We start from the raw sequence: 15,526 nt of genomic DNA, 5'->3' as shown, positions 1-15,526 counted from the left end.
TCAAATCCTAGCGATCTGCGTGCCGACAACACTCATCAAGGAGAATGACATGTCACGCGCGAGCGAATTGGAACAGCAAATGCTGGGGCTCATCAATGAGGAGAGGACGTCACGGGGGTTGAACCCGGTCGAACTGGAGCTGCGTCTCAATGAGAGCAGCGAAGATCACAGCCAGTGGATGCTGGAGGAAGATCAGTTTTCACACACGGGCGAAAACGGGACAAGCGCGGGTGATCGCATGCGCAATGCCGATTTCGAATTCGAAGGTGCGTGGTCCTGGGGCGAAAACATCGCTTTTCAAAGCGAGCGGGGCGAGCCGGGATTGGCCGACGATGTGGTCGACCTGCACAACAGTTTGATGAACAGCCCCGGTCACCGCGCGAACATCCTGAACCCTGACTATGAGGTCATTGGCCTCGGGATCGAAGTCGGTGAGTTCGACGGGTTCGAGGCCGTGATGGTCACGCAGAACTTTGCCAGCACAGATGCTGAAGTGCAGCTGGACCAGGATGACCCGACATCGCCAGAGCCGGAACCGGTGCCTGATACGCCGGAACCTGAACCCGAGCCAGATACACCGGAGCCAGAACCTGAGCCCGACACGCCGGAACCTGAACCCGAACCCGACACACCCGAGCCGGAGCCTGAACCCGATACGCCCGAGCCGGAACCCGAGCCAGATACACCGGAGCCAGAGCCTGAGCCCGACACACCGGAGCCAGAGCCTGAGCCCGACACGCCCGAGCCAGAGCCTGAGCCCGACACGCCCGAGCCGGAACCCGAGCCAGATACACCGGAGCCAGAACCTGAGCCCGACACGCCGGACCCGGAGCCGGAACCCGACACGCCGGAGCCAGAACCTGAGCCAGATACACCCGATGTGGTTGGTGATGGCCCAAGCTCAGACGACGGCACCACCTTCGCGCAGCTGCAATTCTTTGCCACCGGGTTCCTCGCAGCGCTCTTCGACGAAGAGTTCACCTTCACCTGGGACGGTGGCGACGATGGCGCGCCGCAGACCATCACTTTCGATGTCGACGAGTTCTTTGCCAGCCTCTTTGAGATGCCGGAAGACGGCGACACGGAAACGGGCGACACCGACGTGATGGCGATGCAGCAAGATGCCACGGAAGATGGCGACACCGGTTTCAACTTTATTGATGACTGGGATTGCCTGGCCTAACTGAAACACGGCCCGTTCCGCGACTTGCGGAGCGGGCCCTCTGCCAGCCGCATCTTTCAGGCCGCAAAAGTCAGGTGACCGGCAGCGCCGTGGTTTTGAACACCGTCCGGAGCGCAAAGCTTGATTGCATCTGACCCACCCCAGGGAGCCGGGCAAGATACTGTCGGTGGATGCGGGCAAAATCCTCCGTGTTCTCGGCCACTACCTTCAGCAGATAGTCCGCCGTACCCGCCATCAAATGGCATTCCAACACGTCCGGAATGCGGCTGACCGCCCTTTCGAACGCATCCAGCACCTCATCCGCCTGCCCCTGCAAGGTGATCTCCACGAAAACCGTCGTCGGCACCCCCATCTTGCGAGCATCCAGCAAGGCCACGTAATCGCGGATGTATCCGTCTTTCTCCAACCGCTGTACCCGCCGGTGACAGGCCGAGGGGGATAGGTTCACCGCCTCGCTCAACTCGGCATTGGCCATGCGACCTTTGCGCTGCAGAGCTTTGAGAATACGTCGGTCTGTTGCATCAAGGCTCATTGGCGCAAAAATTTCCTGCATACTGTCATTGAGGCGCCATTATATTCGTAGAAAGAGGGAAATGGCGAGCCAAATTTGGTGCGACATTGCAAATCGATTGCTGTAGGTCACGCTTAAACATTTGGTGGAGGAGACACCCATGATTATCGGTTGCCCGACAGAGATCAAACCACAGGAATACCGGGTTGGCATGACGCCCAACGCGGCACAGGAAGCGGTCAGTCACGGGCACGATGTGCTCATTCAAGCCGGTGCCGGTGCGGGCGCCGGTTTCGAAGATGCAGACTACACCGCGGCTGGCGCGCGGATCATCGACACCGCAGCAGAGATCTTCGCCACGGCGGACATGATCGTAAAGGTCAAGGAACCGCAGGCTGGCGAGCGCAAGATGCTGCGCAAGGATCAGCTGCTCTTCACCTATCTGCATCTCGCGCCCGATCCCGAGCAAACACATGATCTGCTGGCCTCCGGGGCCACCTGCATCGCCTATGAAACGGTGACGGATGATCGCGGTGGCCTGCCCCTGCTCGCCCCGATGTCGGAAGTGGCCGGGCGGCTGGCGCCGCAGGTCGGGGCCTGGACCCTACAGAAAGCCAACGGCGGGCGCGGTGTGCTGATGGGCGGCGTGCCAGGCGTGGGCCCGGCCCGAGTGGTCGTCATCGGTGGCGGTGTCGTGGGCACACATGCGGCCAAGATCGCCGCAGGCATGGGCGCGGATGTCACCGTGCTCGACCGGTCGCTGCCGCGCCTGCGCTATCTTGATGATGTCTTCGGCGGTACGTTCAAGACCTCCTACGCCTCGGCGGGCAATACCATCGAACTGGCCCGTGCCGCCGATATGATCATCGGCGCCGTCCTGATCCCCGGCGCCGCCGCGCCGAAACTGATCAGCCGCGCACAGCTGAACGAGCTCAAACCGGGGGCGGCGCTGGTCGATGTGGCCATCGACCAGGGGGGATGTTTCGAGACCTCCAAAGCCACCACCCATCAGGATCCGGTCTATGAGGTGGACGGGATCATGCACTATTGCGTGGCGAACATGCCGGGCGCGGTTGCGCGCACCTCGACCATCGCGCTTGGCAACGCCACGATGCCCTTCATGCTGGCGCTGGCCGACAAAGGGTGGCGTCAGGCCTGCACCGATGATCCCCATCTGATGAACGGGCTGAATGTGCACGCGGGCCAGCTGACCTACTACGCGGTCGGCAAGGCCCTCGGGATTGACGTGATTTCCCCAAACGTCGCCATCAAGGGCTGACCGGCTCGGCTGGCATGCGCCCCTCGAACAGGGGGCGCAGCGCATGGATACGGGCCGCAGCGAAATTGGTGAAGGTGGTCACCTTCCGCGTGCCGCGCAAATCGGCGTGTGTCAGCACCCAAAGGGGACGATACGGCAACAGCGGTACCCGGTCGAGCCGTTCGAGACCGGGTTCCGCATCGCCGATAAAACAGGGCATGCGTGTCGCCCCCAGCCCGGCACGCACCCCCGCGAGGGCCGCGTACATATCGTCCACCGTCAGCGTCACGCGGCGGTTCGGCCAGGCCTGTTTCAGGACCTCCGGCGGCCCGGGCCAATGGGCAAACCGGATCCAGTCCAGTGGCTGAGACGGGTCTGCGCGCATCCGCTCCGCCTGCTCGCCTGAGACATAAACCGCCGCCGCCTGTTCCGTCACACGCCGCCCGACAAGCGTATCACCCGGCGTATCGGAAATGCGAAACGCCACGTCCGCTTCATGGGCTGCGAGGTTAAGTTGTCGGTTTGCAGCGATCACCTTGAGATCAATCGCCGGATACAGCTCCTTGAATTCGCGCAGATGCGCGGCCAGAAAACGTTCCACCAAAAGCTGCGGCGCGGTCACGGTCAAGGCACCGCTCAACTGCTGATCGCGCGCGCTGAGACTGCGGCTCAGGTCATGGCTCGCGACCTCCATCCGCTCTGCCATCCGGGCGGCTTCCAAACCGGCCTCCGTGGGCCTGTAGCCCCCGGGCGCACGGTCAAACAGGCGCGCGCCCATGGCCGTTTCTGCCGCTGCAATCCGGCGCGACACCGTGGCATGATTGACCTTGAGTGCGCGCGCCGCACCGCTGAGCCCGCCGTGCCGCACGGTTTCCAGCACAAATCGCATGTCATTCCAGTTCAGCATCATCCGATCATTTATGCACATCGCAGACGCAATGTTGAGCAGTTTTCGTTCATGCTGGCAGACCCTATTCTTGACCAGGTTCATGACAGGAGAGGAACGGATCGATGACCGCATATGCATTTGTCACGCTGGACGTGACAGACCCGGACAAGCTTGCCGCCTATCGCGATGTGGCGGGCGACGCGCTGGCAAAGCACGGGGGGAAAGTGCTGCAGGCCTCTGCATCGCCGTCCGTCCTGGAGGGGGACATCACTGCGCCCCAAATGGCGGTCGTGCTTGAATTCGAGACCCGTGATGGGGCCGAAAACTGGCGTGCCGATCCGGACCTGGCCGAGACACATGCGTTGCGCACCGGATCCGGCAGGACGTCGATTACACTGCTCTAGAGCCAAAAAAACCCGCGCTGTCGAGGCGCGGGTTCTGCGGTCAGTTTGTGTCCGGGATCAGAACCCGATGAACACATCAGCCAGCGCCATGAAGAGCGGGATGCTGAGGATGGCCACCGGCGTGCCCAGCCCGGTGGATGCCCCCACATAGGCCGAGGGGTTCGCCTCTGGCAGCGCGCCGCGCATGGTCGGCGGGCCCGAAATGTCCGAGCTGGAGGCCGCCATGATCGACAGCAGCACCACGCCACCCGCGGAAAATCCGGTCAGGTGATGTGCCAACAACCCCAGCCCAAACCCCATCAGACCGTGAATGATCGGGGCGGTCAGACCGTAAAGCACATAGGCATGGGCCACCTTGCGCAGCTCCGACAGGCGCGACCATGCCTCCATGCCCATCACCAGCATCAGGATCGACAGCAAACCCCGGAAGAGCGGTTCGTAGAAACTCTGGTAGACCGCTTCAGGCCGCGCAAAAAGGCCGATGGCGATGCCAAGCAACAAGGCGGAGATCGCGGGGCTTCGGAAGGTATCGACCAGGATACCGCGCACGATGTCGCCATCGAAACCGCCGCCGGAGCCCTGCCCGCCGCCGACGGTCACAGTGCCACCGGACTGCATGGTCGAGGCCGTCCGCCGTTCCGCGCTCATGCGGGCCAGAACAATTGCGGTGACGAGCGCCGCAATGTCCATGAAGGGATAGAGCGCGCCAATGAATCCTTCGTAAAAAATCCCCTCGGCATCCAGCATCGCCATGCCCGCCGCCAGCGTCGAGGCCGAAACCGCACCAAAGAGACCTGCGGTCGCCATGCCGTCCATCTTGGAAACACCACGCCAGCGGGCGAGCGTTCCACTACCGAGCAGGACAATCCCGATCCCCACAGCTGCCGCGCAAAGAGCCGGCACGGCCAGCGCAATGAGGTCGGCCTCACGCACGGAGATGCCCGCGCCCAGTCCGACCTTCAGCAGGAGCAGCATGACAATGAATTTGTAGACCGGGTCCGGCACTTCGAGCTTGCTGCCGAGGGCGGCCAGCATCATGCCCCCGAGCAGAAACGCCAATGTCGGTTTTTGCATCTGCGCCAGCATCGTGCTGGCAATGTCGATCACGATGTCCATCACGGTCTCCTTGGTTGTGTTCAACGTGATATGGCGCAGGCGCAAGACAAAATAAAATATATCTTTATTGATTAAATGTTCTATTTTTTAAAACTATGGACACGCTCAATTATCATCACCTGCGGTATTTCCGGGAAGTGGCAAATGACGGGAACCTGACGCGCACGGCGGCGCGGGTGAACCTGTCGCAATCTGCGCTCTCGACGCAAATTCGGACACTGGAGGACCGTCTCGGGCACGCCTTGTTCGATCGGGTGGGGCGTCAATTGGTATTGACCGAAGTGGGCCGGATCGCGCTGGACCACGCGGACCGTATTTTCGGCACTGGCGAAGAGTTACTGGCGGTCTTGCAAGGTGCCGGGGCCGCCTCGCAACCCTTGCGGGTTGGCGCGCTCTCCACATTGTCGCGTAACTTTCAGATGCGGTTTCTCAAGCCGGTTCTGGGGTCTTCTGAGACACAGGTGATCCTTAAATCAGGCAGCGATACCGTGTTGTTCGACGCCCTCACCTCCCTGGCGCTCGACGTTGTTCTGACAACCGAAGCGCCCTCTCGCCCCGAGATGACAGCCCACCGGATCGCAGAGCAGACGGTTGGCGTGCATGGCGACCCGTCTCGCATAGGATACTCTCTTCTCAAGGACATGCTTGCACAGGAACCGTTGATCGTTCCGACCGACAACTCCATCCGGACCGGGTTCGACAGCCTGATTGCCCGATTGGATGTGTCGCCCCGCATCGTGGCGGATGTGGATGACATGGCGATGGTGCGCCTGCTGGCGCGTGAAAACGTCGGGCTGGCCATCGCCCCGTCGGTGGTTCTGGCAGATGAAATCGCATCCGGGCGCCTGAAAACGGCACCCTTTGATCTCAACATCGTAGAGAGTTTTTTCGCCGTCACCGTGCAGCGCCGCTTTCCGCATCCCGTCCTGGAGACACTGTTACGCGCACCGCTCCAGACGTAGAAAAACCCGCGTCTTTTCAAACGCGGGTTTCGGGGGTCTTGCGGGGCAGACCAGGCTTACTTTTTCAGCGCGTCACGGATTTCCAGCAGTACGTCCAGTTCGGACGGTCCTTTTGGCTCCTCCGGTGCAGCCTCTTCTTCCTTTTCAGCAGCCTCCTTGATCCGGTTGACCATTTTGACAAGCAAAAAAACGACGAAGGCCACGATCAGGAAATTCATGATCGCCATGACGAATTTACCCACCGCGAAGACAGGGACCCCCGCTTCGGTCGCCGCTTCGATGGAAGGGAAGCTCTCCTCACCCATCACGTAAAACCAGCCGGAGAAATCGATGCCCCCGGTGAACAATGCGATAATCGGGTTGATCAGATCGCCTACCAGCGATGTGACGATCGCGGTGAATGCCGCCCCGATGATGATACCCACGGCCATGTCCATGACATTGCCCTTGGCGATAAAATCTTTGAATTCGTTGATCATTAGTGTCCCTCACTCTGTCTTCAGGCCTGCTTTTGCATTGTGCCTCTGTGCGTCTGTTAACACATCGCTGCGCGCTGACGAGACTGTTTTTAGGGGGAAATCCGCCTAAGTGTTACCCGGTTATGGAAACAGGAGATGCCTTATGGCCGATTTATCCACCCTCAAGATCACCGATAGATGGCCAGCAAAGGACCCCAGCGTCCTGCAGCTCTATTCCTTTCCGACCCCAAATGGGGTGAAGGTTTCCATCGCGCTGGAAGAAATGGGCATCCCTTATGAAGCGCACACCGTGACGCTGTCGGATGCGGATGTGAAAAGCCCCGAGTTCCTGTCGCTGAACCCGAACAACAAGATCCCGGCGATTGTTGACCCCAATGGTCCGGGGGGCGCACCGCTGGCGCTTTTTGAGAGCGGGGCCATTCTGATCTATCTTGCTGAAAAATCGGGGAAGCTCATTGGCGCGAATCCTGCGGAAAAAGCGCGGATTGTGCAGTGGGTGATGTTCCAGATGGGCGGCCTGGGTCCGATGTTCGGGCAGTTGGGGTTCTTCTACAAGTTCGCGGGATCGCAATGGGAAGACAAGCGCCCGCAGCAACGCTACATTGATGAGGCCAAACGGCTTTTGAGCGTGCTGGACGGCGAACTGGACGGCAAGACCTGGATTGCCGGGGAATACTCCATCGCCGACATCGCCATTGCGCCCTGGCTGCGCGCGCTGGATTTTTATGGCGCGAAAGAGGCCGTTGGTTTCGCTGATTACAAAAACGCAGCAGCCTATCTGGAGCGTTTCCTGGACCGCCCGGCGGTCGAGAAAGGGCTGCAAATCCCACCCCGTGAGCCTGCATAGAGGAAAAAGAATGGCGGCCTGAAGCCCGCCCTACCTGCTGCAGGTTAGGTAGGCGCCAGGCCGCTTTCCGGTCTATCGGCGGAGGGCGGTTAATCCTATTGCGGCAGGCTGCCGATCAGGACATAGCGCAGGATATCCACGACCTGCGCAGGCTCTTGCGCCACCGCCAAAGCGGCCGCATCCACTTCCTTCAAGGCGTGGGCATGATCCGGCCCGTGCAGGATGATCAGCGATTTGCCCAAGGCGGCGGCATAGCCTGCATCGAATGCCGCATTCCACTGTTTGTACTGATCGCCAAAACGCACAACCACCACATCCGCCTCTGCAATGCCCTTGCGTGTACGGATTGCGTTGACCATCGCGCCCTTGTGGTCGTGCCAGAATTTGTTGTCCTCGGCCCCGAGGATGGCGACACCGCAGTCGTCGCTGGCGGCGTGATCGGTCACGGGGCTGTCAAAGCTCACGTCCAACGAAGCGGCGCCCGTCATGATCTGCTCCCGCCAGTCCGTGTGAATTTCACCGGACAGATACACTTTTAACGTCATCGTAGTCTCCCTGCTGCTGAGCGTGAAATTGACAGGTAGGCCAGCCGCCTGTGATGTCCCCTACTATCCGCGCAGCACACCGCCTGTGGCCTTGGTCACTTTGTCGACAACCTTGGCGCTGACGGCTTCGATGTCGGCATCCTTCAAAGTCTGGGACACCGGCTGCAGCCGCACGGTCAGCGCCAGGGATTTCTTGCCCTCGCCGAGGCTGCCACCAATGAATTCATCAAAGATGCGCACGTCTTCGATCAACGCCTTGTCTGCCCCCATCGCGGCATTGACCAGCGTCAGCGCCTCAACCTCTGCATCCACGACAAAGGCAAAGTCACGCTCGACCGCCTGCAGATCGCTGATGTCCAAGGCGGGTCGTGTGGCGCCCGCTTTGCGCGGCATCGGGATCTCTTCGGGCCAGAGGGTGAAGGCCATGGCTGGTCCCTTCACATCCATCGCGTCGAGCACGCGGGGGTGTACCTCGCCAAAGACGCCCAGCACTTTCTTGGGCCCCAGACAGATCATGCCATGGCGACCGGGGTGCCACCACTCCCGCGCACCGCGCAGGATCTGCACCCGCGCCGGGGCGCCCATGGCCGCCAGCACCGCTTCGGCATCCGCCTTGACGTCGAAAACATCCACCGGACGGGAGGCACCCTGTACGTCCTTGGGCCCGGTACGCCCCACCAGCAAGCCGGTGATCAGTGTATGCTGCTCTCCCGGCTCACCACCGTGGAAGGCCGGACCCACTTCGAAAAGGGCAAGGTCTGCGAAGCCGCGCGCCTGATTGCGCGACGCGGCCTGCAGCAGGCCCGGCAGCAGCGCAGGCCGCATGTGGCTCATGTCACTGCTGATCGGGTTTTCCAGCTGCGTCGTGTCTTCGCCGCCACCAAAAAGCGCCGCAGACGCCTGATCGATAAAGGTGTAGCTGACGCATTCGTTGTAGCCGAGCGCAGCGCAGGTACGCCGCCCAATCGCCTCGCGCCGCTGCGCCGGGGACAGGACCGGTTTCGGCACACCGGCAGCCAGCCGTGGCAGGGGTATCCCTTGCAGTTTGGTCAGGGAGGCAATGCGCGCCACCTCTTCGACCAGATCGGCTTCGCCCTGAACGTCCGGGCGCCAGCTGGGCACATGGGCCATATTGCCTTCGAGGATGAAGCCCAGAGAGGTGAGGGTCTGGCGCTGTTCGCTTTCCGGGATATCCATGCCAACAAGCGACCGCACCCGCGCCGCATCCAGTTTGTAGGCGCGGTCGGTGTTGGGAATTTTGCCCGCAACGATCACTTCGGAGGCTTCACCCCCCGCGTGGTCGAGGATCATCCGCGTCGCATGCTCGATGCCGTAGGGGGTCCAGGCCGGATCGATGCCACGCTCGAAGCGGTAGCGCGCATCCGAATTGATCTTGAGCGCGCGTCCGGTGTAGGCGGTGCGGATCGGATCGAAATAGGCCGCCTCAAGGAAGACATTCGTTGTCTCTTCGGTACAGCCGGAGGCCATGCCCCCCATGACGCCACCAATGCTTTCGACGCCATTGGCATCGGAGATCAGCGTCATCCCCTCCTCGAAGGTATATTCCTTCTCGTCGAGGCCAACCAGGGTTTCACCGCCCTTTGCACGATGCACGCGCAGGGCATTACCGGCGATCTTATCCGCGTCAAAGACGTGCAGCGGGCGGTTGCGGTCGTAGGTGAAGAAATTCGTCACATCCACAAGGAAGGAGATCGGCCGCAAACCAATCGCGCGCAGATGATCCTGCAGCCACTTGGGCGACGGGCCGTTTTTCACCCCTCGGATCACACGTCCGTAGAAAACCGGGCATTGTTCCAGCGTGTCGCCATCAATCGTGACGGACACGGGGCAATCGAAAGTGCCCTCTACCGCATCGACATCGCGTTTCTTGAGCTTGCCAAGCCCTCTGGCGGCCAGATCACGGGCAATGCCCCGCACGCCCAGCGCGTCAGGTCGGTTTGGCGTGATCGCGATTTCAATCACCGGATCGACTTTCGCGGGGTCATTTTCCGCCAGCCAATCCACAAAGGACTGCCCGACCTCGCCCGTATCCAATTCGATGATGCCATCGTGTTCGTCGCTGAGTTCCATCTCACGCTCTGACGCCATCATGCCAAAGCTCTCGATCCCGCGGATTTTGCCGACGCCAATGGTGGTGTCGATCCCCGGCACGTAGACGCCCGGTTTGGCGACGACAACGGTGATGCCTTCCCGCGCGTTCGGCGCGCCGCAGATGATCTGTTTGACGCCTTCGTCCGTCTCCACCTGGCAGACGCGCAGCCGGTCGGCATCGGGGTGTTTTTCGGCGGATTTCACATAGCCGATGGTAAAATCACGCAGCCGCGCGCCCCGATCCTCGACGCCTTCCACCTCCAGCCCGAGGTCGGTCAGCGCATAGAGGATCTCATCCAGCGTTGCGGTCGTGTCCAAATGGTCTTTCAACCAGGAGAGCGTGAATTTCATGAGGGATCACCGGCATCAAATCGTTTCCGCGCCCTGATAGCCGAAAGCGATCAGGGGGGAAAGCCATTGCTGGGCCCTGCCCGCATCAAGGATAGGACTGCGGCAGGTCCAATAATTCGTCCAGCTGGCGCGCGATCCAGCCGTGCGGGATGAAATGACCGCCGGGATGCACATCAAGGCTGACGCGCCCGGTCTCGCAAGTGGTCCAGACGGTGCGCTCAAGCGTGAGGAAAGGCACCTGCTGCCACGGGCCGGTTGCGGTCCCCGCGCCACAGCCAAATTTCTCACGCCAGAGAGCGACCGCGTGGTCCTGCTCCCCCTTCGGTCCGTAAGGGTATTCCAGCACCGGATCATTCAGCCCGTAGACCTGACGCACCTCGCGCGGCGCGGTGTCACAGACCTCATCCTGGTCCAGCGTCCCGGAAATCGCCAGGAGCGCCGCGACATCCGCGCCATCCTCGCAGACAAACCGCCAGGCCATGTTGCTGCCCCAGGAATAGCCCGAGATATAGACCTGATCGTCACTCACCGGGAAGCGTGCTTTCACATCCTCAAGCACGGCCCGGGCAAAATCGACATCCGCAGAGCCCGCACGCCAGAAATCCCATGTCTTGCGCAGCCCATTGGGGGCAACAAGCAGAACGCCCCGCCTCCGCGTCGCGCCCGAGATCCGCTGGTGATTTACCGGCAAGGCACCGGTGCGCTGCCATCCATGAAAGTGCATCACCACGGGCAAAGCCGAGGTGCCATCCCAGTCATCCGGCAGTTTGATGTGATAGGAGCGATCCCCGAGTTGGCAGGGCACTTCCTCGTGGCACTCTCCTTTCCACGGGCCCATCGCGGCGGCGGCATGAGAAAAGAAAGCGAGCAGAAAAAGCGGAATAAGACGATACATCATATCCGCACTCTACGCACCGCTTGCGCGGTGTCACATCACTTCCGCGTAAGCGCCGGTCACAGGGAGTGGGGCACTTGCTCGTCGTCCTCGACATCGTGCCGGGATGTCGCAAGCCACCGGTCCACAAGCAGGATCGGCGCCAGGACAACCGTCCATCCGGCAACATTCAAAACCGTAAAGACGATCTTGAGATCGCGAGGCATATCAGACAGCCACATAAACACATGTGCCAGGATGATCAGGCACAGCATAACTGTCACAAGCAAGACGCGAAAACCCCGGTCGGGCGTGTGTTCTTCCTCTACCATAGCGGGAATATAGCACGGTAAAACCGAGACGTCGACGCTTACCTGCTCAGCCCGCCATGAAGGTTGGGTTGATCGAGGCTGGCAAAGCCGTAGTGGCGCAACCAGCGCAGGTCGCTGTCGAAAAAGGCCCGCAGGTCCGGAACGCCGTATTTCAGCATGGCAATGCGGTCGATGCCCATGCCAAAGGCAAAGCCCTGCCAGGCGTCGGGATCGATGCCCCCCGCGGCGAGCACCTTGGGGTGCACCATGCCGGAGCCGAGAATTTCCAACCAGTCATCGCCTTCGCCGATTTTCAGCGTGCCGCCCTCCCAGGAACAGCGGATGTCAACCTCGGCAGAGGGTTCGGTGAAGGGAAAATGCGAGGCGCGGAACCGCAGATCGACACCGTCCACCTCGAAATAGGCCTTCACGAATTCCTCCAGCACCCATTTCAGATGCGCCATGGAGATGTCCTTGTCGATGGCCAACCCCTCCACCTGATGGAACATCGGCGTGTGCGTCTGGTCGTAGTCCGCGCGGTACACACCCCCGGGACAGATGATGCGCAGGGGGGCGCCCATCTTCTCCATCGACCGGATTTGCACCGGAGAAGTGTGGGTCCGCAGCACATGTGGCGGGCGATTGTCGCCTTCGGCACGGTGCATGTAGAACGTGTCCATTTCGGCGCGCGCGGGGTGATGTCCGGGGATGTTCAGCGCGTCGAAATTGTACCAATCGGTGTCGATGCGCGGGCCTTCGGCGACCGAAAACCCCATTTCGGCAAAGATCGCGGTGACCTCTTCCGTGACCTGGCTGATCGGGTGGATGGTGCCCTGACGCGTGCCGCGCGCAGGCAAGGTCACGTCCAGCCACTCCTCGCGCAGCCGCGCATCGAGCGCGGCGTCCGCGAGGGCCGCCTTTTTGGCGGCCAGCGCCGAGTTGATCTCGTCTTTCAAGGCATTGAGCGCAGGACCGGCCGTTTGCCGCTCCTCGGGGGTCATCTTGCCAAGCTCGCGCATCTTCAGCGCAACCTCACCCTTTTTCCCCACGGCGGCGAGCCGGATGCTCTCCAGCGCGGATTCGTCGCCGGCCTCCGCAATCTGGCCCAGATATTTTTGCTTGAGATCGTCCATCTCTGCCTCGCTATTCACAGGTGCGCCGGTGCTAGCAGAATGATCGCCGATTGCAAGACAAGCGAAAGGTGCAATGTCACCGGGCCGCCTGCTGACACTTGAAGTTTACCGCAGGACCGAGCGCAGGAAAGCCTGTGTCCGTGCGACCTCGGGGGCGGTGAATATCTGCTCTGGCGGGCCTTCCTCCACGATCACGCCGCCATCCATGAAACAGACACGATCCGCCAGTTCGCGGGCAAAACCCATCTCGTGGGTTGCCAGGATCATCGTCATGCCTTCGCTGCGCAGCTGGCGCAGGACGTTCAGCACCTCACCCACCAGTTCCGGATCAAGAGCAGCCGTGATCTCGTCAAAGAGCATGATCTCGGGCTGCATGGCCAAGGCGCGGATCACAGCCACACGCTGTTGCTGACCACCGGACAGCTGATCGGGATACTTGCGCATGTGCTGCGCCAACCCGAACCGCTCAAACAGCGCCTCAGCCTGTGCCGTGCTGTCCTCGCCCAGCACGCGGCGCGGGGCGAGCAGCACATTGTCCAGCGCAGACATATGCGGGAAAAGGTTGTAGGACTGGAACACGATGCCAATGCGCCGCCGCACCGGTCCCAGATCGAGACCCGGCTCGGAGATATCCAGCCCGTCCAGCCAGACAGTACCGTCATCAATCGGTTCCAGCTGGTTGATACAGCGCAACAGCGTGGATTTGCCGGACCCGGACGCGCCAATCAGGCAGATCATCTCGCCCGCTGCCACGTCCAGATCGATGCCGCGCAGGACCTGATTGTCACCAAAAGATTTCTGCACGCCGCGCAGGGACAGCTTAGCTTCGGGCATCGCGGTCCCTGTTCAGCAGGTGGTCCGCATAGCGTGTGGCCGGAACGGTCACGGCGAGGAAGATGACAGCGGCAACCACGTAAGGCGTGAAATTTGCCAGCAGGCTTTTGTAGATGCCCGCCTGCCTCAAAATCTCCACTGGACCAATGAAGGACAGCAGCGCCACATCCTTTTGCAGCGCCACGAACATGTTCATATTCGCCGGGACCACGCGGCGAATGGCCTGCGGCAGGATCACGTAGCGCATGGTGTCCCGCTCGCTGAGGCCAAGGCAGATCGCGGCATTCCGCTGGCTGGCGTGGATGCTCTCGATGCCGGAGCGCAGCACTTCGGCGATATAGGCGGAATAGGTCAGCACCAAGGCAACGGTGCCCCAGATGTAGGGCGAATTCCATGGGCGCGGCAGACCAAGACCCGGCACGCCAAAGCCGATCAGGTAGATGGTCAGCACCACCGGCACCCCGCGAAAGATATCGACGTATAGGGCCCCGAAAATCCGCAGCGGGAAGAGCGCCGGGGCCTGCGCACCCCGCGCCAAGGCAATCGCCAGCCCCAGCCCGAGGATGAGCGGAACCGACCAGGCAAAGATCATCACGTCGATCAGGAAGGCCTGCAGCAACGTCGGGAAGGTCTGTACAAAGACGCCGCCGTCGAAAAAACTGGCCTTGACCGCAGGCCAGCCGGGCGCAAGCGGCACCAGCAGGATGATCGCGGCCAGCACGGCAAACGTACTGACGCCCGCCACGGCCAGCGAGCGCCGCCGCTGCGCCGCCTCATATGTTTGCCTACGGTTCACTGACGGGGCCTTACTGGATCAGGGGCACGCCTGTCGCCTGCTGCAACCATTCCGCTTCGATGGCGGCCAGCGACCCGTCCGCCTTCATCGCCGAGAGGGCGGCATCCACACATTCCTTGAGGGGATTGCCTTCGGTCATCAGCATGCCAAAGTGATCGGGGTTGGCGCTCTCGTCCGGGGCGAACTGGCCCAGCACCTTGCCGCCCTCCAGAACGACCGCCGAGAGATAAAGTGCCGTCGGCAGATCAAAAAGGGCGGCATCCACCTGCCCCGCCTTCATGGCTTCGACCACATTTGCGTTGTCATCGTAAACCAGCGGACTTGCCGATGGCGAGATCTCCTCCATCACCACGGGCAGCGCTGTGGTCGAGGCGACGACACCCCATTTGAGCGCTTTCATCGCCTCCATGCTGACGTCGATCCCGTCGCCCCCACGCACAAGAACGGCCATGGGTGCCGTGTAGTAGGGCTCTGAGAAATCAACGACCTTGTCACGTTCCGCCGTGATCGAGAACTGCTGCATGTTCAGGTCGAAATCCTTGGCACCGGGCTGGATCGCCTGATCAAAGGAGGTGCGGGTCCAGACCACATCGGCGGCGTCGAACCCCATTTCGGTTGCCAGCGCGTAGGCCACGGCGGCTTCAAATCCCTCTCCGCTCTCAGGCGCATCATCGATGACCCAAGGGTAATACGCCGGGTTGCCGGTGGCGATTGTCAGTTTGCCCGCGGCCAGCGTTTTGCCGTCTGCGCAGCTTTGCGCCACGGCGGTCCCGGCCAGCAGAAGGGTTCCAAGGGCGGCAGATGTCAGATGTTTCAGCATGGATCGGTTCTCCCCATTTTATGAATGCGCGCTCACCACAGGTTATCCCCTTGCATGTCTCGCGGCGCAAGCCCGTCAGGTCCGGGCGCGCATATCTGCCG

At 61.4% G+C, this 15,526-nt stretch carries 17 protein-coding genes; 5 read left to right on the top strand and 12 right to left on the bottom strand.

Going from position 1 to position 15,526, the window contains the following annotated elements; translation table 11 throughout:
• Positions 1 to 49 precede the first annotated feature (49 nt).
• Positions 50 to 1,183: a CAP domain-containing protein gene (locus tag ISX84_RS16610; protein WP_195821516.1), complete on the top strand. Its 1,134-nt coding sequence runs from the start codon at positions 50 to 52 to the stop codon at positions 1,181 to 1,183.
• A 70-nt stretch (positions 1,184 to 1,253) separates the two neighbouring features.
• On the opposite strand, the gene ISX84_RS16605 is transcribed toward ISX84_RS16610, so the two are convergent.
• Positions 1,254 to 1,715, bottom strand: a complete 462-nt coding sequence (locus tag ISX84_RS16605; protein ID WP_195821515.1) for an Lrp/AsnC family transcriptional regulator — start codon at positions 1,713 to 1,715, stop codon at positions 1,254 to 1,256.
• 139 nt (positions 1,716 to 1,854) lie between these two features.
• Between ISX84_RS16605 and ald the strand changes: the two genes are divergently transcribed.
• Entirely contained in the window at positions 1,855 to 2,973 is a 1,119-nt protein-coding gene (gene ald / locus ISX84_RS16600) for an alanine dehydrogenase (protein ID WP_195821514.1), read from the top strand.
• Here the strand turns inward: ald and ISX84_RS16595 are convergent.
• On the bottom strand, positions 2,963 to 3,859 hold the full coding sequence (locus tag ISX84_RS16595) for a LysR family transcriptional regulator (protein WP_195821513.1): 897 nt from the start codon (positions 3,857 to 3,859) through the stop codon (positions 2,963 to 2,965). The two genes, ald and ISX84_RS16595, sit on opposite strands and share 11 nt — an antisense overlap.
• A 104-nt stretch (positions 3,860 to 3,963) precedes the next feature.
• Here ISX84_RS16595 and ISX84_RS16590 point away from each other — a divergent pair, with 104 nt between their 5' ends.
• On the top strand, positions 3,964 to 4,245 hold the full coding sequence (locus ISX84_RS16590) for a DUF1330 domain-containing protein (protein ID WP_195821512.1): 282 nt from the start codon (positions 3,964 to 3,966) through the stop codon (positions 4,243 to 4,245).
• Positions 4,246 to 4,302: 57 nt separating this feature from the next.
• Here ISX84_RS16590 and ISX84_RS16585 read toward each other — a convergent pair whose 3' ends face one another.
• Positions 4,303 to 5,361 (bottom strand): sodium-dependent bicarbonate transport family permease, encoded by a 1,059-nt coding sequence (locus ISX84_RS16585; RefSeq protein WP_195821511.1) that lies wholly within the window; start codon positions 5,359 to 5,361, stop codon positions 4,303 to 4,305.
• A gap of 95 nt (positions 5,362 to 5,456) precedes the next feature.
• Between ISX84_RS16585 and ISX84_RS16580 the strand changes: the two genes are divergently transcribed.
• Positions 5,457 to 6,323 (top strand): LysR family transcriptional regulator, encoded by an 867-nt coding sequence (locus ISX84_RS16580; protein WP_195821510.1) that lies wholly within the window; start codon positions 5,457 to 5,459, stop codon positions 6,321 to 6,323.
• Between the two features lie 56 nt (positions 6,324 to 6,379).
• On the opposite strand, the gene mscL is transcribed toward ISX84_RS16580, so the two are convergent.
• On the bottom strand, positions 6,380 to 6,802 hold the full coding sequence (mscL, locus tag ISX84_RS16575) for a large conductance mechanosensitive channel protein MscL (RefSeq protein WP_195821509.1): 423 nt from the start codon (positions 6,800 to 6,802) through the stop codon (positions 6,380 to 6,382).
• A gap of 142 nt (positions 6,803 to 6,944) precedes the next feature.
• On the opposite strand from mscL, the gene ISX84_RS16570 reads away from it, so the two are divergent.
• On the top strand, positions 6,945 to 7,649 hold the full coding sequence (locus ISX84_RS16570; protein WP_195821508.1) for a glutathione S-transferase family protein: 705 nt from the start codon (positions 6,945 to 6,947) through the stop codon (positions 7,647 to 7,649).
• Positions 7,650 to 7,744: 95 nt separating this feature from the next.
• Here ISX84_RS16570 and ISX84_RS16565 read toward each other — a convergent pair whose 3' ends face one another.
• From ISX84_RS16565 to ISX84_RS16530, 8 genes are all read right to left on the bottom strand, one after another.
• A complete protein-coding gene (locus ISX84_RS16565; RefSeq protein ID WP_195821507.1) occupies positions 7,745 to 8,194 on the bottom strand; it encodes a YtoQ family protein in 450 nt (149 codons plus the stop codon).
• A gap of 63 nt (positions 8,195 to 8,257) precedes the next feature.
• Positions 8,258 to 10,657 (bottom strand): phenylalanine--tRNA ligase subunit beta, encoded by a 2,400-nt coding sequence (gene pheT / locus ISX84_RS16560; protein ID WP_195821506.1) that lies wholly within the window; start codon positions 10,655 to 10,657, stop codon positions 8,258 to 8,260.
• 85 nt (positions 10,658 to 10,742) lie between these two features.
• The gene (locus ISX84_RS16555; protein WP_229884373.1) at positions 10,743 to 11,555 is read right to left on the bottom strand and encodes an alpha/beta hydrolase family esterase; all 813 of its coding nucleotides are present in this window, start codon (positions 11,553 to 11,555) and stop codon (positions 10,743 to 10,745) included.
• Positions 11,556 to 11,611: 56 nt separating this feature from the next.
• On the bottom strand, positions 11,612 to 11,758 hold the full coding sequence (locus ISX84_RS16550) for a hypothetical protein (RefSeq protein ID WP_195821505.1): 147 nt from the start codon (positions 11,756 to 11,758) through the stop codon (positions 11,612 to 11,614).
• 143 nt (positions 11,759 to 11,901) lie between these two features.
• A complete protein-coding gene (pheS, locus tag ISX84_RS16545) occupies positions 11,902 to 12,975 on the bottom strand; it encodes a phenylalanine--tRNA ligase subunit alpha (protein ID WP_195821504.1) in 1,074 nt (357 codons plus the stop codon).
• 105 nt (positions 12,976 to 13,080) lie between these two features.
• Positions 13,081 to 13,809, bottom strand: coding sequence for an amino acid ABC transporter ATP-binding protein (locus ISX84_RS16540; protein ID WP_195821503.1), 729 nt, complete (start codon positions 13,807 to 13,809; stop codon positions 13,081 to 13,083).
• Complete coding sequence (locus ISX84_RS16535) at positions 13,796 to 14,605, bottom strand: amino acid ABC transporter permease (protein WP_195821502.1); 810 nt, start codon at positions 14,603 to 14,605, stop codon at positions 13,796 to 13,798. Before ISX84_RS16535 ends, ISX84_RS16540 begins: the two co-directional genes overlap by 14 nt.
• Before the next feature lie 10 nt (positions 14,606 to 14,615).
• A complete protein-coding gene (locus tag ISX84_RS16530; protein WP_195821501.1) occupies positions 14,616 to 15,425 on the bottom strand; it encodes an ABC transporter substrate-binding protein in 810 nt (269 codons plus the stop codon).
• Between the last annotated feature and the right edge of the window lie 101 nt (positions 15,426 to 15,526).

The sequence above is a fragment of the Roseobacter sp. MH60115 genome (assembly GCF_015644665.1).
In the GTDB taxonomy this organism is placed as follows: domain Bacteria; phylum Pseudomonadota; class Alphaproteobacteria; order Rhodobacterales; family Rhodobacteraceae; genus Roseobacter.
The sequence above is the reverse complement of the archived record's forward strand: the minus strand, read 5'-3'. Positions and strand labels throughout refer to the sequence as shown.